Origin of the sequence: Corynebacterium pacaense (assembly GCF_900169525.1) — a bacterium.
Lineage (GTDB): Bacteria > Actinomycetota > Actinomycetes > Mycobacteriales > Mycobacteriaceae > Corynebacterium > Corynebacterium pacaense.
In genome coordinates, this window is record NZ_LT821240.1 from 553,080 (window position 1) to 573,730 (window position 20,651).

Genomic DNA, 20,651 nt, shown 5'->3' on the forward strand with positions numbered 1-20,651 from the left:
AACCCCACCCGTCGGTGGCCGGACTGTGAAAAAGCTGCAGAAACTCCCGAAGTATGGAGTTAATTTTCCTCCGGATACATTAGTGTTGGAGTCCACTCTTTCCATCACACATGGTAAAGAAGTCATCCGTCCTCGACCCAAGGAGAACCATGAGCGATTCCACCTGGTTCGTCATAGCAATTGTCATCTACATGGCTGTCATGATCCTCATCGGATACTGGAGCTACCTGAAAACAACCAAATACGACGACTACATGCTCGCGGGACGGGGGTTGAATCCCTTCGTGGCCGCCATGTCGGCGGGCGCATCGGATATGTCCGGATGGCTGCTCATGGGCCTGCCCGGCGCGCTGTACGTCTCCGGCATGTCGGAGCTGTGGATCGCCATCGGACTGACCATCGGAGCCTGGGCGAACTGGATGTGGACCGCACCGCGGCTGCGCTCCTACACCGAGGTCTCCAAGAACTCGATCACGCTGCCCTCCTTCTTCGAGAACCGTCTGCGCGACAGGTCCCGCGCTCTCCGGGTGATCTCCGCTCTGATCATCATCTTCTTCTTCACCTTCTATATCTCCTCCGGTATGGTCGCCGGCGGCGTGTACTGGGAATCCACCTTCGGGGGCGACTACCTGACCGGTATGCTGGTCGTCGCCGGAGTGACGGTGCTCTACACATTCATCGGTGGCTTCCTCGCGGTGTCATACACCGACGTCGTGCAGGGATCGCTCATGTTCTTCTCCCTGATCATCGTTCCGCTGGTGGCCTACTTCACGCTGGCCAACCCCAGTGACATCTGGTCCTTCGCCAGCACCCACGACTACGGTCCCTACACCGACGGTGTGGGAAACCCCACCTATTTCTCCCTGATCTCCGGGGTATCCGTCGCCGCGATCATCGGCAACCTGGCGTGGGGTTTCGGCTACTTCGGACAGCCGCACATCGTCGTTCGGTTCATGGCACTGCGCTCACCCACGGAGGCGAAGCAGGGTCGTCGCATCGGCATATCCTGGATGCTGCTCTGCCTGATCGGGGCGACCTTCACCGCCCTGATATCCACGGTGTTCTTTGCTCAGAACCCGCAGTTCTCCATCACCGACACCAGGTCCTACGAGTCGATATTCCTGGATCTCGCCCGCACCCTGTTCCACCCGCTGATCGCCGGCCTGATCCTCACCGCGGTGCTCGCCGCGATCATGTCCACAATGAGTTCCCAGCTCCTGGTCACCGCATCCTCCCTGGTGGAGGACCTGCTCAAAATCGTCAAAAGGGATGGACTCAGTGAGAAGGCCCTGCTCAACCTCTCCCGACTCGCGGTGATCGTCCTGTCCATCATCGCCGCGGCGATGGCCGTCAGTCCCTCGGACTCGATCCTGAACCTCGTCGGCTTCGCCTGGGCCGGTTTCGGCTCCGCCTTCGGACCCATCATCATCGCGATGCTCTACTGGAAGCGGCTGAACTCCGCCGGCGCGATCGCCGGCATGGTCACCGGTGCCGTCGTCTCCATCGCATGGGGTATGTCACCCCTGGGCGACTGGCTCTACGAGATCGTCCCCGGCGTTCTGAGCGCCACCATCGCCATGGTTGTGGTTAGTCTGCTCACACCTGCACCCTCCGAGGAGATCACCCGCGAATTCGAAACCGCGGCCCGCCTCTCCAAAATCGCAGTTGAGAAGGAGGATACGGAGTTCTCGGAGGTTGCAAGGCAGGTGGATCTGCCCTAACCGAGGTACTCCGGGGACGGACCCGCCCGTTGCGCCGATTTTCAACCACTCCTATGCTTAAAGTTCAACACATTGAACCACTTGGGAATGGGAAGTCTTGATGTCATCGCTGTCACCTGATGCAACGGGAGCACCGCAGAGCGGTACTAATGAAGGTGCACCTGACGGTCCATCCCCGCGGAGCACCGGGCGCCCGCGTCTGTTCAAACTCCTGGGACCCGCGTTCGTCGCGGCGATCGCCTACGTCGATCCAGGCAACGTCGCGGCGAACCTTTCCGCGGGCGCGGAGTACGGCTATCTCCTGCTCTGGGTGCTCGTCCTGGCCAACGTCATGGCCATGGTCGTCCAGTACCTCTCCGCCAAACTCGGAATGGTCACCCAGAAGAGCCTCACCGCGTGCATCTCCGATCGCTTCGACCGCTTTCGTCGCGGTGGCCGCCCCGCACGTCTGGCCTTCTGGGGCCAGGCTGAGATCATCACCGCCGCAACCGATATCGCGGAGGTGATCGGCGGTGCGATCGCATTGAATCTGCTGTTCGGCACTCCCCTGGTGCTCGGCGGTGTCATCGTCGGCTTCGTGTCACTGGTGATGCTGGCGCTGCAGGGCCAGCGCACCCAACGGACCTTCGAGGCCGTCATCGTGGCCTTCCTGGTGGTGATCACCGTCGGCTTCCTCGCCGGGGTCTTCGTCACCGGGCTCAGCATCGGTGAGATGGTCGAGGGGATCGTTCCCCGCTTCCAGGGCACCCACACGGTCATTCTCGCCGCATCGATGCTCGGTGCCACGGTGATGCCCCACGCCGTCTACCTGCACTCCGGGCTGGTCCGTGACCGCAGGTTCAACACCCGCGACGACGCGGGCATGCGCCTGCACCTCAGGGCCACTCGCTGGGATGTCGGTGGAGCGCTCGTCCTGGCGGGCACCGTCAACATCGGCATGCTGTGTCTGGCCGCCGAGGCTCTGCGCGGTGTCGCCGGCACCGATTCCATCGAGGGCGCCCACGCCGCAGTTGAAGCCGCACTCGGCCCTGTGATCGGCGGTATGTTCGCGGTCGGTCTTCTCGCCTCCGGTCTGGCATCGACATCGGTGGGTTGCTATGCGGGTGACATGGTCATGCGGGACCTGCTCAAGGTTCGCATCCCGATACTGCTGCGCCGTTTCATCACCATTCTGCCCGCGCTGGCGATTCTGGCCAGCGGCACCGAGCCCACCTGGGCACTGGTGCTCAGTCAGGTGGTTCTGAGCATCGGTATCCCCTTCGCCCTGATCCCCCTCGTCCGCCTGACGTCAATGACTTCGATCATGGGCAAGTGGGTGAACAACCGGATTCTCACCGCGACGGCCTGGTTCTTCTGTGCGATCATCATCTCGCTGAACATCGCCCTGGTCTATCTGACCATCAGCGGACAGGCGTAGGAGGCCTCCGCGCCGGAAACCTCTGCGGGAACCACGGGTGGGGTTGCCGAGTCTAACCAGAATGTGAGGATCTTCCTGCGGCTGCTGGGCGCCGCCACCATCCTGTTGTTCGCCGTCACCGTGGCCCCGTACCTGGATCCGGGCAACCATCACCCGCTCCACCCCGTCGACGAGGTCTCCCAACGTGTCCGGGTGCTCGGCTACGACAGACAGGGGCAGTTCGGCGGTTGGCAGCCGGGTGTGCGGGAGCAGGTTGTCGCCCGGGCCGGGGAACTCGATCCCTACACCGGAAAGCCATTTGACCACGGGGCCGGCGAGGTCGATCACATTCTACCCCTCAGCGCGGCATGGGACCTGGGTGCGCACTCGTGGACCACCGCGGAGCGGATTCGCTTTGCCAACGATCCGGAGAATCTCGTCCTGGTCTCCAGGGAGCAGAATCAACAGAAATCCGATCAGCTCCCCGGCCGGTGGCTGCCCCCGGACAGAGGCGCACGCTGCTGGTACGTGGCGCGTATGACCAAGGTTGCACATGGCTACCAACTTCCGTTGCCATCCGAAGACATCAAAAGCGGTAGACGACAGTGCGGGTTCGCGAAAGTATTCTGACCTGGTTAGGGTGGAATATAAGCATCTCGTCTTGCCCACCCATAATTGAAAGGTCCACACGAGCAGTGACCACCATCATGATCATGCTGCATGTCATCGCAGCTATTCTCTTCCTTGGCCCGGTAACCGTGGCCACCTCCTCCTTCCATGTCCGCGCCGTGGAGGCCCACAACGGCGACACGCAGGCGGCGGGCGCGGCCAAGACCCTCTTCAAGATCACCCAGACATACGGTGTTCTCTCCCTTTTGGTCCCGCTCCTCGGCCTGGCCATCATGTTCCTCGATACCAGCTACTTCCGCCAGGGGGTCTTCCACGCCTCGATCGCACTGGCCGTCATCGCCTGGGCACTACTGTTCTTTGTGATCATTCCGCGGCAGAAGAAGCTCATGGGCGCCCTCGGACTGCTCGAGGCCGACGAGCTTGAGGGAAAGACCTTCGAGGTCGCGGACTGGGCGAAGGCAAAGGCCCAGCTGTCCATGTTCGGCGGAATCTGGGCGTTGCTCTGGGTGATCATCGCCGTGCTCATGCTCTTATAGGTTTCACCCGTCGCCCCCACCGCCCCGCGCATACCTCCCGCGGGGCGGTTTCTTGTGGGTGGAGGTTTCCCGAATGTGGAGCGGGGCTCGGGGCTCTGCGAAGTGCGGTGGCCGCTAACCCGAACCACCTCCCCAGCGGCCGGATCCCCTAATCCCCTGCGGACAACGCCAGCGACAGGCTCAGCAGCTCGGCGAGAACCCCGGTGTCCACCTTCGCCAGCCTTCCCACGTACAGGCAGGACTTCCCACTCGAATGCGGCCCAAGTCGCTCAAGGAGTTCCGGCCATCGCTGTTCGAACCCCTCGGTGAGATAGATGGTGTGCCGGGTCTTCGATGTCGCGAATGCGAGCAAAGGGGCGATACCGCCGTGCCCACTTTCGTAGCGGTACCCGGCGCTGCCGAAACCGATGATTCGGTTCGCCCACACCACCGGGCGCTCGCCACTGATCCGTGCATGCAGTTCCACGAGCTCATCGGCCTCGCCCCGTCTGGGCCCGGTGACCCTATCGAGAACCTCGGAGACGGGGGTGTCCGAGGGGCGCATCGCCGGTTCCTTGGCCATGAGGATCACCTTTCAATATCGGGAGAAACTGCCTGGAAAAGAAAGAGGGACCCCACCCGGAGGTGAGGTCCCTAAACCCTAGTCGCTAGTCGCGTCCGCCGCGGTATCCACCGCGTCCACCGCGATCATCACGGCCACCGCGGTATCCGCCGCGGTCCCCGCCACGTCCACCGCGATCATCACGTCCGCCACGGTATCCGCCGCGGTCCCCGCCACGTCCACCGCGATCATCACGTCCGCCACGGTATCCGCCGCGGTCGTCGCGCTCGAATCGGCGCGGGGGCCGTCCACCGGAATCGCGCTCGATGTTGATGAGCTGACCGGAGATACGGGTCCCGGAGAGGTTGTCCAGAACGCTCTGGGGGAGATCCTTGGGCAGCTCCACCAGAGTGTGATCGGCCGCGATGGTGATGCGTCCGAAATCCTTGGAGTTCAGGCCGCCCTCGTTGGCCAGGGCGCCGACGATGGCACCGGGGCGCACATGCTGCCGCTTGCCCACCGCGATGCGGTAGGTGGCCAGGTTCTCATCGTTACGCTCGAAGCGTCCACCACGATCACCACGATCCCGACCGCGTCCACGGTCGTCGAAGTCACGGTCGCGTCGGTCACGGCGGTCCCCGCGGTCACGGCGCTCCGGGGGAAGCTCCTTGAGCAGGAACTCGTCGCCGGACTGCGCCTGGGTGGCCAGGGCGGCCGCGATGTCCTCCAGCGGAACGTCGTTCTTCTCGGAGTATTCCTTGACCATGCTGCGGAAGAGGTCGATCTGGGAGTTCTCAAGGGACTCGGTGATCGCATCGGCGAACTTGACCTTGCGGAACTCATTGACCTCGTCGACAGAGGGCAGGTCCATCTCAACAAGCGGGGCGTTGGTGGCACGCTCGATGGAACGCAGCATCCGACGCTCACGCGGGGTGACGAACAGGATCGCCTCGCCGGTACGGCCGGCACGGCCGGTGCGGCCGATGCGGTGGACGTAGGATTCGGTGTCGTTGGGAATGTCGAAGTTGAGCACATGGCTGATGCGCTCGACATCGAGGCCACGGGCTGCGACGTCGGTGGCGACGAGGATGTCCAGGCGGCCGTCCTTGAGCTGATCGACGGTGCGCTCACGCTGTGCCTGGGCGATGTCTCCGTTGATGGCCGCCGCAGAGAATCCGCGGGCGCGCAGCTTCTCCGCCACCTCCTCGGTCTCGTGCTTGGTACGCACGAAGAGGATCATCGCCTCGAATTCAGTGACCTCGAGGATGCGGGTCAGGGCATCCATCTTGTTGCGGTGCGCCACCGAGAGGAAGCGCTGGGTGATGTTGGTTGCGGTGCGGGTCTCGGACTTGACCGAGATCTCCTGCGGGTTGTTCAGGTACTGCTTGCTCAGACGGCGGATGCCGTTGGGCATGGTCGCGGAGAACAGTGCGACCTGCTTGTCCTCGGGGGTGTCGGCGAGGATGCGCTCGACATCCTCCTGGAAGCCCATGTTGAGCATCTCGTCGGCCTCATCGAGCACGAGGAAACGCAGGCCGGAGATGTCCAGCGAGCCCTTCTCCAGGTGATCGATGATTCGGCCCGGGGTTCCCACGACGATGTGGGCACCGCGACGCAGGCCGGAGAGCTGGATGCCGTAGGCCTGTCCACCGTAGATCGGCAGGACGTTGAGTCCGCCGAGGTGGTCGGCGAAGGACTGGAAGGAATCGGCGACCTGGAGCGCAAGCTCACGGGTGGGCGCCAGTACCAGGGCCTGCGGGCTGCGCACGGAGGCGTCGATACGCGCAAGGATCGGCAGCGCGAAGGCGGCGGTCTTGCCGGTACCGGTCTGTGCCAGACCGACCACATCCTGTCCCTCCATGAGGACGGGGATGGTCTGTTCCTGGATGGGGGAGGGAGTTTCGAAACCAACCTTGCGCACAGCGTTGATGACCTGCTGCGGCAGTCCGAGTGCATCGAAGCCGGTGGGGGCTTCCGTAGAGGATGACTCGGAAGCAGACTGGGCTGCGTCCTCCGAGGAGTCCTCATTCACATTCTCATTGATTACATTGCTCGCGTTGTCCGTCTCGGTGACGGAGTCGGCGTCCTCAGAAGCTTCCGCAACCCTGGTGATCTCTTCGTTGTTCTCCTGAGAGACGAAGTCAGCTGATGCTGAGTCACCCTGCGGTGTTTCCTGAGATTCCGACGAAATGACGTTGTCCGGCTGTTCTACGCCGCCGGTGACGTTATCGGTATTTCTCATTGTTTCTCCAAGATACGCCAAGCGCTGGCCTGAATCCACTTGCACATCTGCGTCCGGGGACGCCACCGGCGGCAAAAATACCCACCGGGTCCGAAATACCGCCTGTCGACGCCCCGACCATGGCCCCTGAGGTGACCACGGCCACCTCAGGGCCGCAATGGGAGATTGCGTACCCTCCCGCCTGGTGCACGGGCCGGTCGTTGTCGGGAGTAATGTCATCTGCGGATTATTCACCATCGGCGCCCAACGGGGTGCCGAACGAGGAATGGAGAGTCGCGTCCCGATGAATGCCTCCCCTGAAGTTGCCACCCGCCCCGCACGCGCGAAGGGACTCAACGCCCGCCACATCCATTTCATCGCGCTGGGTTCGGCGATCGGCACCGGCCTGTTCTACGGGTCGGCGGGTGCCATTCAGGCCGCCGGCCCCTCGGTGCTGCTGGTGTACCTCCTCGGAGGCGCCGTGGTCTACTTCATGCTCCGCGCTCTCGGCGAGATGTCCGTGCACCACCCGGTGCGCGGCTCCTTCGGCATCTACACCCGCGCCCATCTGGGCGGCTGGTCGGGATACATCACCGGTTGGATGTTCGCCTTCGAGATGCTGATCGTGTGTCTGGCCGATCTCACCGCCATCGGCATCTACATGAAGTTCTGGTTCCCGGACACCGCGCAGTGGATCTGGGTCGCGGCCACCCTGCTGGTCGTGGGCGGGGCGAACATCGCCAGCGTGCGCTGGTTCGGTGAGCTGGAGTTCGTGTTCACCATCATCAAGGTCACCGCGGTGGTCGCGATGATCATCGGCGGAGCCGCCATCCTCGCCTTCGGACTCGGCAGCGCCCCCGAGGTCGCCGGTGTGTCCAACCTCTGGAATGACGGTGGCTTCTTCCCCAACGGTGTCGGCGGCATGATCGCCGCCTTCATCCTCGTCCTCTTCGCCTTCGGTGGCACCGAGATCATCGGCGTCGCGGGTTCCGAGGCGGAGGATCCCGACACCTCCGTGCCCAGGGCGGTCAACACCGTCCCGCTGCGCATCCTGCTGTTCTACGTGGGCGCGATCCTGGTGATCCTCATGCTCAACCCCTGGCGGGAGATCACCGGCGAGGAATCACCCTTCGTGCAGATCTTCGACACCCTCGGCGTGAACTGGGCCGCAGCCCTGCTCAACGTCGTGGTGATCACCGCGGCCCTGTCCGCGATCAACGCCGACCTCTTCGGGGCAGGGCGTGTTCTCACCGGCCTGGCCAGGGAGAATCTCGCACCCAAGGTCATGGGCGCGGTTTCACGCAATGGTGTGCCGATCATGACCACGGTGATCATGATCATCGTTCTCATCGCCGGCGTGGTGCTCAACGCCGTTCTTCCAGACAGGATCTTCGAGATCGTCGCATCACTTGCCACCTTCGCCACCGTCTACGTGTGGTTGATGATCCTGCTCGCACAGGTGGCATCCCGCCGCAACATGGACGCAGCCGAGGTCGCCTCCCTGAAGTTCCCCGTCCCCTTCTTCCCCTATGGCCAGTACTTCGCCATCGCCTTCATCATCTTCACCTTCGGAATCATGGTCTGGTACGAGGATTTCCACCTGGCGCTGATCGTCGGTGTTGGATTCCTGGTGCTGATGAGCGTGCTGTACTTCGCCACCGGTCGACCCCAGGCGATCGCCCCCCTGAACTATCAGGAGCTGGATCCGAAAACCGACTGAACCGCGGCCTCCGGTCCCGTTGACCCCCGGGGAGGGGCGGCGCCGCCCCCTGCCCAATTCCGGACGGCCGGGGTACGGTTTTAGTACACAGTGGAAAACAACTCCTTCATCGAACGGGTCCCCATCCCGGCCCGTGCACCATCCCCGGTGTCGCCTGGCGCAACCCATTTCGGGGCTGAAGAGGAGTAGACAGGGAACCATAGTCGCGGTGCGCGCGACCTCCTCGGAGACGACGACTACCGCGTGAAGGTATGCGTCGCACTGCTCAATCGATGAGGGGACGTGCTTTTTCATGGATGTAGTGGACATAGCGAGATGGCAGTTCGGTATCACCACCGTCTACCACTTCATTTTCGTTCCGTTGACCATCGGGCTCGCTCCACTGGTGGCCCTGATGCAGACCTTCTGGCAGGTCACGGGTAAGGAGCACTGGTACCGCGCCACCCGGTTCTTCGGCACCGTCTTTCTGATCAACTTCGCCATGGGCGTGGCCACCGGTATCGTCCAGGAATTTCAGTTCGGGATGAACTGGTCGGAGTACTCCCGCATGGTCGGAGATGTGTTCGGGGGCCCGCTGGCACTGGAGGGGCTGATCGCCTTCTTCATGGAATCGGTGTTCCTCGGGCTGTGGATCTTCGGCTGGGGCAGGATTCCCGGATGGCTGCACACCGCGTCGATCTGGATCGTGGCCATCGCAACGAACATCTCAGCCTACTTCATCATCGTGGCCAACTCCTTCATGCAGCACCCGGTGGGCGCGGAGTTCAACCCGGACACCGGTCGCGCCGAACTCACCGATGTCATGGCTCTGCTGGGCAACCCCACCGCGCTGGCGGCCTTCCCGCACGCCGTGGCCGGATCCTTCCTCACCGCGGGCACCTTCGTCCTCGGCATCTCCGGTTGGTGGCTGATCCGCGCGGCCAGATCCGGTGATCAACCACGGCACTCCATGCATCGGCCGGCACTGTGGGTCGGCTGGTGGACCACCGTGATCTCCTCGGTCGCGCTTTTTATCACCGGCGATATCCAGGCGAAACTGATGTTCGTCCAGCAGCCGATGAAGATGGCCTCGGCGGAGTCACTGTGCCACACCCAGACCGACCCCGCCTTCTCCATCCTGACAATCGGCACCCACAACAACTGCGAGTCGGTGATCCACCTCCTCGAGGTTCCCTGGGTCCTGCCCTTCCTCGCGCAGGGAAAGTTCACCGGCGTCACCCTGGAGGGTGTGCTCGATCTGCAGGAGAAGGCCGAGGCACTCTACGGGCCAGGCAACTACGCCCCCAACCTCTTTGTCACCTACTGGTCCTTCCGCGCGATGATCGGTCTGATGCTGGGTTCACTGGCCATAGCGGCCATCGCCTGGCTGCTGCTGCGGGGCAAGAGGACGCCAGGGGGCAGGATCGCGACATGGTTCGCCTACGGCAGCCTCGCGGCGATTCCCTTCCCCTTCCTGGCCAACTCCGCAGGATGGATCTTCACCGAGATGGGCCGTCAGCCCTGGGTGGTGCACCCGAACCCGGATTCGGTGGGCGATTCCCGCACCGATCTGATCCGGTTGACCGTGGACATGGGGGTCTCCGATCACGCGCCCTGGCAGGTGTGGGTGACCCTGATCGGATTCACGCTGCTCTATCTCGCGCTCTTCGTGGTGTGGTTCTGGTTGATCAGGCGTGCCGTGCTGCTGGGCCCACCCGAGGAGTCCGGGCCCAGTGAACTCACCGGCACGGGTCCGGCCACTCCCGTCGGCTCGGATCTGCCGGCGGCCGTGGAACCCATCAGGTTCACGGAGAGGACACTGTAGGCATGTTGGATCTGAACACCATCTGGTTCATTCTCGTTGCGATCCTGTTCGCCGGATACTTCCTGCTCGAGGGTTTTGATTTCGGCGTGGGCATCCTCGCACCGCTCATCGGCAGGAACAGAGCCGAGAAGAACGCGATCATCAAGACGATCGGGCCTGTCTGGGACGGAAACGAGGTCTGGCTGATCACCGCCGCCGGGGCGATGTTCGCGGCCTTTCCGGAGTGGTACGCAACGCTGTTCTCCGGGATGTATCTTCCCCTCTTCCTGCTGCTCGTCGCCCTGATCGTGCGGGTGGTCGGGCTGGAATGGCGCAAGAAGGTCGATGATCCGCGGTGGCTGGCCTGGTCCGACCGCGCGATCATCGTCGGTTCCTGGACACCTGCACTGCTGTGGGGGTTGATCTTCTCCAACGTTCTGCGCGGCATGCCCGTCCGCGCGGACCACAGCATCGACGCCGCCGCGGCCCTGGGCGGGCTGTTCAACCCCTACGCCCTGCTCGGCGCCGTCGCGTTCACCGCGCTCTTCGCCCTGCACGGATTGGTCTTCATCCGCCTGAAGACGGCCGGTGAGGTGCGTGCGCACGCCGGGCGCGCACTGCTGCCCGTCGTCACGCTCAGTGTCCTCAGCGGTGTTCCCTACGTGATCTGGACCGCGGTCTCCTTCGGCGAATCGTGGTCCTGGGTGCTGGTGGGAGTGGTGATCATCGGCGTCATCGCCGGAGGCGCACTCCTGCGCTTTGACCACGACGGCCTGAGCTTCGCCGCGACCTCGGTCGCCGTGCTTGCCACGGTCGCCCTGATCTTCACCGCGCTCTTCCCCGAGGTCATGCCGACCACGCTGGTCGACGGGACCTCCCTGGACATCTGGAATGCCTCATCCAGCCCCTACACGCTGCGAATTCTGACCTGGGTGGCGGCATTCATGACGCCGGCGGTCATCGCGTACCAGGGCTGGACCTACTGGGTGTTCCGCAGGAGGATCACCGCCGAGCCGACGGTGCCGACGGGGGACACCGGGCCGGCCGGGGCACCCGCGTGAGCCGGAGGGGACCGGTCGATCCGCGTCTGCTCGCGCTGTCCGCGCCGGTGCGCCGGTGGATCCTGCTCATTGCGCTGCTCACCGCCGCCAAGACCGTGACCACCGTGGTCATCGGTGTGCTCATCGGAACGATGACCGCGGGGGTGATCGAGAACCCGCAGGATCCACCGCGGCACCTTCTCGCTCTGCTTCTGGCCACCGCACTGCGCGGCGCACTGGCCTGGGCGGAGACCCGCTACGCCGATCGCGCCGCAGCGCGGGTGATCATCGATCTGCGCCGGAGAACACTGCGGACCCTGGCCCACAGCGATCCGCGCACCGTGGATCAGGCAGCCTGGCGGACCCGTCTGAGCGAGGGCCTGGACGGACTAGGACCCTACCTCACCGGCTACCTCCCGGCCCTGGCCGCGACGGTGATCGCCACACCGTTCATGCTCGGCGTGGTCTGGTTCCTCGATCCCGGGTCCATGCTCATCGCCGTGGTGACCCTGCCGCTGATTCCGGTGTTCATGTGGTTGGTGGGCACACTGACGGCCGGTCGCACCGAGCAGCGCCTGAGGGATCTCTCCGCAATGTCGGATCAGCTCCTCGATCTCATAGCCGGCCTGCCCACGCTGCGCATCTTCCACCGCCAGCGGGACATGGTCGCCGAGGTGCAGCGGCTGTCCGGGCGCTACGCCTCCTCGACCCTCGGGGTGCTCAGGATCGCCTTCCTCTCCAGTTTCGTCCTGGAGTTCTTGGCCACCCTCTCGGTCGCCCTCGTCGCGGTGGGCATCGGCTTCCGACTTCTCGCCGGCGATCTCACCCTCGCGGTCGGGTTGACGGTACTGATCATCATCCCGGAGGTCTACAACCCGATCCGCGCGGTCGGCGCCCGCTTCCACGATGCCCAGGACGGGCTGGCGGCCACCGATGAGATCCTGAGCCTGCTCGCCGCCCCCTCACCGCCCGCCGACTCCCCCGGCTCTGCGCCGGTGGGCGGAGCACTGACCGTGGTCGCCGAGCATGTCAGCGTCGATGGCCGCGACGGCCCGCACCCCCGCGATCTCAGTTTCACCGCCCGCCCCGGCCGGGTCACCGTCCTCTGGGGTCCCAACGGCAGCGGCAAATCCACCGCCCTGCTCACCGTTCTCGGGATCGCCACAGACGGTGTTCACGGCCGGGTGGAGGTGCACGGGGAAGACGGGGTCCTGCGCGGCAGCAGCCTGTGGGAGCGCTGTGCCTTCCTGCCACAGCGACCGGTGCTCGACGCAGCCACCGTCGGCGACACCGCTGCCCTCTCCCTCGGGCAGCGGCAAGGGGTGGCCCTCGCCTCCGAGTTGCAGCGCAGCGCCGACCTGCTGCTTCTCGACGAACCCACCGCACACCTCGACGCCGACAGCGCCCGCACCATGCTCTCACGGCTGCGCGCTGAGGCCGACCGCGGGGCAACGGTCCTGCTGGTCTCCCACGATCCGCTGGTGCGCGAGTTCGCCGACGCGGTGGTGGAGGTCGCATGAGCCTGTTCTCCGAACTCCGGCTCCTGCGCACCGCACGTCCGTTGAGCGGGCTACGGGCCCGCGAGCTCGTGGTCCCGGTCCTCGCGGGAAGCCTGACCATGCTCGCCTCGATCACCCTGACCGTGGTCTCCGCATGGCTGATCACCCGCGCCTGGGAGATGCCGCCGGTGATGGATCTGACCGTCGCCGTCACCGCCGTACGGGCCCTCGGGATCTCGCGGGCGGCCTTCCGCTACATTGAGCGGCTGGTCTCCCACGACCTCGCCCTGAAAACCGCGGGGCGGGCACGCAGCAACGCCTATGCGGCCCTTGCCTCATCCCCCGCCAGGGCCCTCGGGATGGGACGAGGTGCCCTGCTCACCCGTCTGGGCACCGACATCGACTCCGTCTCCGATGTGATCGTGCGTGCGGTGGTCCCCGCCGGTGTGGCCGGCCTGACCGCTATCATCGCCGTGGGATTCACCGCCTCGCTCAGCCTGCCGGTGGCCGGGATCCTGCTCACCGGCCTGATCCTGGCGGCCACGGTTCCCCCCGCGCTCGCGGCCAGGGGCGTCCGGACCGCCGAGGCCCGGCGCGCCACGGCCGTCGAGGCCTACACCGCAGCAGTGGACCGGGTACTCTCCGACAGCGCCGCACTGCGGGTTCGCGGGGACATGGATACGGCTCTTTCCACAGCCGATGGCCGTGCCCGGGACTACGCCGCTGCGGAGGAGTCCGGCTCCGGTGCCGGCGCGATCGGTGCAGCGGGTTCCCTGTGGATCCACGGCTTCACCGTCATCGGGGTGCTGGCCGTGGCCGCCTCGCTGTTCGTTGCCGATGGCTCCCCCGCCCATTCCCCGCAGTGGCTGGCGGTGCTGGTGCTGCTCTCCCTGGCCGCGTTCGAGTCCATCTCGCTGCTTCCCGACGCCGCCATCGCGGTGACCAGGGCCTCCGGCGCCGCCGGACGCCTGGGTTCACTCAGTGGCGATGCCGACGAACCCGGCCCGCGGCTGCTGGACTGCCCGGATTCCCCCGACATCGATGCACGTGGACTGGTCTACGGCCGGGACCGCGAGCTCGGTGTCTGCGATCTCTTCCTGCCCTTCGGCGCCAGGCACGAGATCGTCGCGCCCTCCGGCAGCGGCAAGACGACCCTGCTGCTCACCCTCGCCGGGCTGCTGCCGGCGCGTGCGGGCTCGGTGCGGATCGGCGGCATCGACCCCGCCGTCCTCGGCAACGGCATCACCTTCAGCCCCGAGGACGCCCACATCTTCGCCACCACCGTGCGCGACAACCTGGCCATCGGCGCACCCGGAGCCAGCGATGCGGAGATGACCGGTGTGCTCGGGGCCGTCGGACTCGCCGAGTGGGTCCGGGGTCTGCCCGAGGGTCTAAGCACCGTGCTGGCCTCCGGATCAGGCAGTCTCTCCGGGGGACAGCGACGCCGACTGCTGCTTGCCCGGGCGCTGCTGACCGACTCTCCCATCCTGCTTCTCGACGAACCGACCGAACACCTCGACGCCACCGGTTCGGCCGAGGTGCTGGCGCTGCTGGCCCGCGATGAGCTGCCCGGGCGGCGGGCGCGCAGGACGGTCGTGGTGGTGCGGCATCCCAGGTGAGCGTCACCCTGGGGGTGCGGGCGGGGTCAGATCCTGGCCTGGTGGAGGAACTCCATGATCGCGGGCCAGTCCCTCTCGGTCTGGCGTTGACCGTCCTTGAAGGTGGCCTGCAGCCTGGCAAGGTTGCTCTCCGTGTTGGCGATGGCCATGTCCTCGGAGAAGAAGATGTAGGCCCGACCGGAGGTTTCAAGATCGAGGATGCGCTGCTTTGTCTCGTTGTAGAGCGCGGGTCGCGCGATCGTGGCGCGCGCGACCTCCGGGTAGCGCTTGAGCACTGCACTGAGCACCCGTGGCCGTGAGATCGGGGCCCGCCAGTAGTCGCGCGGCCGGGAGGCCAGGACGAGGAAACGGGAGAATCCGGCGTCAATGGCCGGCTTTAGCATCAACCCACCGGTCTCCCCCACCGCGCCGTCGACGTAGGGGACGCCGTCGATCACCGGGATCGGCATGAAACCGGGCATCGTGGATGAGGCCCGCACCCGCTGCATCAGGGAGAGAAGATCGGGGGCGTCGTCCCTGCCCCAGTACACGGTCTCACCGGTATCGGCACGCATCGCCGAGATCTCGAAGGGCGTGGGATCACGGCGGAAGGTCTCAAAGTCGAAGGGGTAGGGCTGGTCGGGCCCCGGCGCGATCTCGTAGATGTACCTGGCGTTGAAGTACCCCTGGCCGCGCAGCAGCGGGCGAACCCCCACATAACGCCGATCCGAGGCGAAGTCGACGAAGCTGGCCACCGTGCGGTGCCGATCGGCGGACAGGTAGTTGACGGTGTGTGAGGAACCGGCTGAGACCCCGCCGACCCACCCGAAGTGGATCCTGTTCTCAATCAGCTTGTCGATCACCGCGGCCGTATAGGCGTTTCGCATCCCTCCGCCCTCAATGACGAGGGCGACATCGGGAAAGGTCAGGGGGTCTGGGGTGGCCATGTTCTAAAGAATAATCCCGAGGCCGCAGCTGCGCCGTCACTGGGCCACCACGCCCCACACAACGCGGCCAGGTGCGAGGCGCGGGAGGTCAGCTGCGCATGGGTTCCGGAATCGATGATGTGATTGAAACACTCCCCTACGATGATCCGCACCGCCGCCGCACCGCACCAGCCCTGCCATTGTGCCGCCGGTGAGGAAGAGTAGTCCATGAGACCGCTTTGACACAAGGATCCTTGGCGGGAGAATCCAGGGCTGCCTCCAGCGGAGAATGGCACTGAAAGGGAGGGCGTGGCGCTTAGGTTGAAAACGCCCATGCGGCTACCCAAAGAACCAAAATCGGGTCCAACACTGGTGATTCTGTTGGGATGTAGGGAGTTAGGGGTGGGAATTCTGACAAGGGCCGACAGGGTAAACTAGCCAGGTCTAGTGTCCAGAAGTCGAGGGAGCACGAGTTGAAAAAGCGGATTAACGTAACCGGGGCTGTGATCACCAAGGGAAGCAAGATTCTCGCAGCTCGCCGCGGTTCTGGAAAAGCCCTCGCTGGTTTTTGGGAGTTTCCTGGCGGCAAGATCGAATCTGGTGAGACCCCCGAGGAATCACTCGCTAGGGAACTCCGAGAAGAGCTCCTTTGTGAAGCCGAAGTCGGTGAGTTTGTCACGACGACGGAACACGATTATGACTTCGGCACTGTGGTTCTGTCGACCTATTTTTGCACCCTTGTGAGTGGAGAACCAATGCTGACCGAACATGAAGAGATCCGCTGGGTGACTCCGAGCGAGATGGCCTCTTTGAACTGGGCTCCTGCCGATATACCTGCCGTCGAACTCATCGTGAAAAAGTTGGGACAATGAGGCAAGCTGATTCCTCAATCAGGCGCGACATCGAGTTCGGATTCCTAGATAATACGGTCGCGTCAGATCAGATTCTGAATCCACTTCTCATCTCGAACTCCGAAGATCACAAGATGCTCAGAGCCATTCGGGAGGAATTGGCCAAAGCTGAGAGTTTTGTCTTCTCAGTCGCATTTATCAGCAGCCGAGGGATCGCATTAATCAAGGAGGCTCTCGTTGAGTTCGAGGGAACCGGTGAAATCATCACCTCGAACTACCTTGACTTCAACGATCCCCGAGCTTTTCGTGAGTTGCTTTTATTAGACAACGTCACCACCTATGTCCACGATGATGGCGACCGCGGGTTTCACGCCAAGGGCTATATTTTTCACCGAGTTGAGGGGGTCACTGCAATTGTCGGCAGCTCGAATCTCACCGACAATGCCCTTCTGGTGAATCAGGAATGGAATCTTCGCTTTTCTGCATTTCCTGAAGGCGACATCGCATTCCAATTAGACGATGCGGTTAGGCGCCAAAAGAGCCGTTCCCACCTCCTCACTGAGGGATGGATCGCCGATTATGAGGCCAACCGGAAGTCGCACCCGCGACTTGTCGCGGGTGGTGATCAACTCGACGTGAAGGGAACTTCGCGCACCATCACACCCAATTCGATGCAAGCTGAAGCCCTTGAAGCTCTTCAGGATCTGCAGGATCTCGGTGAGAGCAAGGCTGTAGTTATTTCAGCTACAGGTACGGGCAAAACTATTCTCGCAGCGCTTGCGGTGCGGGCCGCGCAGCCGCAGCGACTACTGTTCGTTGTTCACCGCGAACAGATCCTCAACAAAGCTATTTCGGAGTTTCAACGTGTGCTGGAAGAGCCTTCTGACTCCTTTGGCAAGTTGGTAGGACCTCTCCGAGAGCTAGATCGGAACTACGTTTTCTCCACTGTTCAATCGCTGTCGAGAGATGAAACCCTTCATAGCATTAGCCGAGAACGCTTCGATTACATCATCATCGATGAAGTTCATCGTGCTGGGGCGGAAAGCTACAAAAAAATAATTGATTACTTCGCCCCCTCTTTTCTACTCGGTCTCACCGCTACGCCTGAGCGAACTGACGGATTCAATATCTTTGAGCTTTTCGATTACAACGTGCCATACGAGATCCGCCTCCAACGAGCTTTGGAAGAGAAGATGCTCGTTCCATTTCACTACTATGGTGTCACCGATTTCGTCAATGCAGAGAATGAGGTCATTGATGACGTCTCAGAGCTTGCAAAACTTGTGTCTCACGAGAGAGCGAAATACGTCCTCGAGATGCTGCGCCGATATGGGCATCCAACCGGAGTTAAGGGGCTGATGTTCTGCAGCAGGAAGGACGAGGCGCACGAGCTATCCACTATTTTCAACGAGCAGTACCTCAATGGCCGGAGACTCCGAACAAAAGTTCTTACTGGAGAGGATTCAGCGGCACTTCGAGAAGCCGTAATTCAGGAACTTGAAGAAGGCGCCATTGACTACATCTTGACCGTGGACATTTTCAACGAAGGCATCGATATCCCGCCCGTCAACCAGGTCGTCATGCTGAGAAGCACTCAATCAAGCATTATTTTCACTCAGCAGCTTGGTCGTGGCCTACGTAAAGCTCCTGGCAAAGATCATCTCCGAGTCATCGATTTCATCGGCAACTACAAAAATAGCTACCTCATCCCAGTTGCTCTCTTCGGAGACAACTCGCGAAATAAGGAATCGATCCGCAAAAACCTCCTCGACCACAACTCGACACGAACAATAGCCGAAGTCTCTAGCGTCAACTTTGATCCGATCGCCCAGGAGTTAGTTCTTCAGTCACTCAAGGAGGCGAAGCTCGTTGGCAAGCAAATATTCAAGAAAGATATCCAGGCCCTAATCAATCGCCTCGGGCGCCTGCCGCAACTCTTCGATTTCGCCCGTTTCGACACGGTTGACCCGGTCCTCATTAGTACCCAATACTCGAGAGGGAGTCAGCCTCGTAGCTATTGGCATTTGCTCCACGGGCTCAAGTTCGTCGATCACGCCCCACGTCCAGCGGAGTTGGAGGTATTGGGTTTTCTTTCCACAGAGCTGCTCCCCGGGAAACGTCCACACGAACTACTTCTGCTCCAAGCCCTCATTCAACGCGGCACGATCGCGCGAGCAGAGTTCGCTCAGCTACTCAGCTCTAAAAACACCAATGCCGATGAACTCACGATCAGATCAGTCGAACGCATTCTTTCATTGGAGTTTTATATGGATGCGCAGAGGAAGAAGTTCGGTGGCAGACCCATTGCGATCAGCGACGGAGAGGTAATCAAACTAAGCCCCCAGTTCCACGATCTGTATTTTGCTGAGCCTCAACCAGATCGCACCCAAGCAGAAGTGTTCAGCAACCACGTTGATGACATCATCGAAACGGGACTTTTCCTATCCCGAGAGCGGGGGTTTTGGTCCGGCGAGATGAAATCAGGAGCAATGTACTCACGCAGGGAAGTCTGTCGACTCCTCAACTGGCCTAGTAACCATGAGAGCACCATGTATGGCTACAAGCTCGACAGATCCACCGCCACGCTGCCGATCTTTGTGACATATCACAAAGACGAGAGTGTTTCGGAAAGCACGAAGTACGAGGATGAGCTCATTACCCCTAAGACCATGCGATGGTTCTCAAAAAGCGGTCGACGGTTTGACAGCAAAGAACTGCAGCCCATTATCAACAACGAAGCAGCCCTACACCTTTTGGTCAAAAAGGACGACTCAGAGGGAAGGGAGTTTTACTATCTTGGTAAGGCCCTCTCAGAAAACCAGCGGGAAGAGACCATGAAAAATGTTGCCGGAAAAGGACTGTCCGTCGTGACGATGGACCTGGATCTTGAAAGCCCTGTTGAGCAATCGCTGTTCGAGTATCTGACTCAGACCAAGCACAGCTAGGAAGTTGTTTCTGCCCGAGGTTGCGCTCACGAGCAACTGTTGTCGTGATAGGGCATAATTCATACAGTCTCTTTTCCCACGACCAGGTACAAGTTCCCTGGCCAAAGTAGCTATTTGCGGTCACACCGCCCACGAGTCAATCTTCCAGGAACACGATGAATCAGATTAAGACACTAAGCTTCTTCAACAATAAGGGCGGCGTTGGTAAGACGACTCTGTCAACCAATATCGCGAGCGATTTCGCGGATCGTGGCCACCGCGTGCTCTATGTCGACTGCGATCCACAGTGCAACGCCACTCAGTTGATGCTCACCGAGGAACAGACCGCAGCAATCTATGACTCCCGAGTGGATCCAGCTGATTCTACGAAGGAGTCGTTATCGCACTCTATCTACAAGCTGTTTATTCCTCTTCGTGAAGGTGAGCCGACAATTGATACCGAAATCACTCCGGTTCATTCGGATCGCTTTGGCGTCGACGTTCTTCCCGGTCATCCGAGTCTGTCTCAGATCGAGGACGTAATGAGTGAGGCATGGCAAACGGCGTTGAGTAAGCAGACGGCGGCATTCCGCCGAGTGCATTGGGCTGGCCAGCTCGCGACAGCGATGGAAGACGAAGGCCGATATGACTACATTTTCTTTGACGTGGGTCCCAGCCTTGGCCCATTCAATCGCACCGTTTTGCTTGGCTGCGACGCTTTTGTCACACCGACTTCCACTGATCTATTTAGCTACCACGCCTTTGGAAACCTGGCGCGATGGTTTGAGAGCTGGACCGTTGATTACAGCGAGATGTCAGAAGGCAATCTGAATGCCTGGCGTACATACTCTTCGAATGTCGATGAGAAATCTCGATCCCTACGACTTCAAGGACACAATGGCAAACAGTTGAAGTATTTGGGGTACACGACCCTGGAGTATGTGAAGAAGAAGAGCAGCGGGCAAGAGCAGCTCATCGGTGCCTTTGAGCGTTTCCGCGGGCGATTCGCCGACGAAGCTCGGAGAATCGCCACGAGCTTAGGACAGCCAGAGGAAGAGTTTCTCCTCGGAATCGTGCCCCACATGTACTCGATGCCAGCCACCTCGCAAGATGTCCATGCACCTATCGCCAAACTTCAATCCTCGGATGGGATCAAGGGCTCCCAACACGGTCAGCGCGACAGCTATGCGGCCAAAATTTCCGCAGTTGCAGACAATGTTTACTCAAGGCTCCAGTGATCCTGGCCGGGGCTGAGCAAACAACCA

General features: G+C 62.0%; 15 protein-coding genes. 12 read left to right on the plus strand and 3 right to left on the minus strand.

Translation table 11 applies throughout. From position 1 onward, the window contains the following. The first annotated feature begins 149 nt into the window (after positions 1-149). The 4 genes from putP to B7E02_RS09690 all read left to right on the plus strand — a co-directional run bounded on the left by putP (position 150) and on the right by B7E02_RS09690 (position 4,283). Positions 150-1,721, plus strand: coding sequence for a sodium/proline symporter PutP (gene putP / locus B7E02_RS09675; RefSeq protein WP_080795481.1), 1,572 nt, complete (start codon positions 150-152; stop codon positions 1,719-1,721). A 100-nt stretch (positions 1,722-1,821) separates the two neighbouring features. Further along, a complete protein-coding gene (locus B7E02_RS09680; RefSeq protein ID WP_080795484.1) occupies positions 1,822-3,138 on the plus strand; it encodes an Nramp family divalent metal transporter in 1,317 nt (438 codons plus the stop codon). A 63-nt stretch (positions 3,139-3,201) separates the two neighbouring features. Further along, positions 3,202-3,747 (plus strand): HNH endonuclease family protein, encoded by a 546-nt coding sequence (locus B7E02_RS09685; RefSeq protein ID WP_080795487.1) that lies wholly within the window; start codon positions 3,202-3,204, stop codon positions 3,745-3,747. Positions 3,748-3,824: 77 nt separating this feature from the next. Next, positions 3,825-4,283 (plus strand): DUF2269 domain-containing protein, encoded by a 459-nt coding sequence (locus tag B7E02_RS09690; protein WP_425429805.1) that lies wholly within the window; start codon positions 3,825-3,827, stop codon positions 4,281-4,283. A 148-nt stretch (positions 4,284-4,431) separates the two neighbouring features. On the opposite strand, the gene B7E02_RS09695 is transcribed toward B7E02_RS09690, so the two are convergent. Then, positions 4,432-4,845, minus strand: a complete 414-nt coding sequence (locus B7E02_RS09695) for a DUF1801 domain-containing protein (protein WP_245802242.1) — start codon at positions 4,843-4,845, stop codon at positions 4,432-4,434. 85 nt (positions 4,846-4,930) lie between these two features. Then, a complete protein-coding gene (locus tag B7E02_RS09700; RefSeq protein ID WP_080795493.1) occupies positions 4,931-7,066 on the minus strand; it encodes a DEAD/DEAH box helicase in 2,136 nt (711 codons plus the stop codon). Positions 7,067-7,349: 283 nt separating this feature from the next. Between B7E02_RS09700 and B7E02_RS09705 the strand changes: the two genes are divergently transcribed. From B7E02_RS09705 to cydC, 5 genes are all read left to right on the plus strand, one after another. Continuing rightward, a complete protein-coding gene (locus tag B7E02_RS09705) occupies positions 7,350-8,765 on the plus strand; it encodes an amino acid permease (protein ID WP_080795496.1) in 1,416 nt (471 codons plus the stop codon). A 292-nt stretch (positions 8,766-9,057) separates the two neighbouring features. Next, positions 9,058-10,569 (plus strand): cytochrome ubiquinol oxidase subunit I, encoded by a 1,512-nt coding sequence (locus B7E02_RS09710; RefSeq protein ID WP_080795499.1) that lies wholly within the window; start codon positions 9,058-9,060, stop codon positions 10,567-10,569. Between the two features lie 5 nt (positions 10,570-10,574). Further along, positions 10,575-11,609 (plus strand): cytochrome d ubiquinol oxidase subunit II, encoded by a 1,035-nt coding sequence (cydB, locus tag B7E02_RS09715; protein ID WP_080796883.1) that lies wholly within the window; start codon positions 10,575-10,577, stop codon positions 11,607-11,609. Then, positions 11,606-13,108: an ABC transporter ATP-binding protein/permease gene (locus tag B7E02_RS09720; RefSeq protein WP_179129705.1), complete on the plus strand. Its 1,503-nt coding sequence runs from the start codon at positions 11,606-11,608 to the stop codon at positions 13,106-13,108. Before cydB ends, B7E02_RS09720 begins: the two co-directional genes overlap by 4 nt. Further along, on the plus strand, positions 13,105-14,706 hold the full coding sequence (cydC, locus tag B7E02_RS09725; protein WP_080795502.1) for a thiol reductant ABC exporter subunit CydC: 1,602 nt from the start codon (positions 13,105-13,107) through the stop codon (positions 14,704-14,706). Before B7E02_RS09720 ends, cydC begins: the two co-directional genes overlap by 4 nt. Positions 14,707-14,732: 26 nt before the next feature. Here the strand turns inward: cydC and B7E02_RS09730 are convergent, their stop codons facing one another. Next, positions 14,733-15,632 carry a patatin-like phospholipase family protein gene (locus B7E02_RS09730; protein ID WP_080795504.1) on the minus strand — a complete coding sequence of 300 codons (900 nt, stop codon included), beginning with the start codon at positions 15,630-15,632 and terminating at the stop codon, positions 14,733-14,735. A gap of 452 nt (positions 15,633-16,084) precedes the next feature. Between B7E02_RS09730 and B7E02_RS09735 the strand changes: the two genes are divergently transcribed. The 3 genes from B7E02_RS09735 (at position 16,085) to B7E02_RS09745 (ending at position 20,624) form a co-directional block, all read left to right on the plus strand. Next, on the plus strand, positions 16,085-16,483 hold the full coding sequence (locus B7E02_RS09735; RefSeq protein WP_080795507.1) for a (deoxy)nucleoside triphosphate pyrophosphohydrolase: 399 nt from the start codon (positions 16,085-16,087) through the stop codon (positions 16,481-16,483). Next, on the plus strand, positions 16,480-19,407 hold the full coding sequence (locus tag B7E02_RS09740) for a DUF3427 domain-containing protein (RefSeq protein WP_080795510.1): 2,928 nt from the start codon (positions 16,480-16,482) through the stop codon (positions 19,405-19,407). Before B7E02_RS09735 ends, B7E02_RS09740 begins: the two co-directional genes overlap by 4 nt. Before the next feature lie 164 nt (positions 19,408-19,571). Then, positions 19,572-20,624 carry an AAA family ATPase gene (locus B7E02_RS09745; RefSeq protein WP_080796885.1) on the plus strand — a complete coding sequence of 351 codons (1,053 nt, stop codon included), beginning with the start codon at positions 19,572-19,574 and terminating at the stop codon, positions 20,622-20,624. Positions 20,625-20,651: the final 27 nt, after the last annotated feature.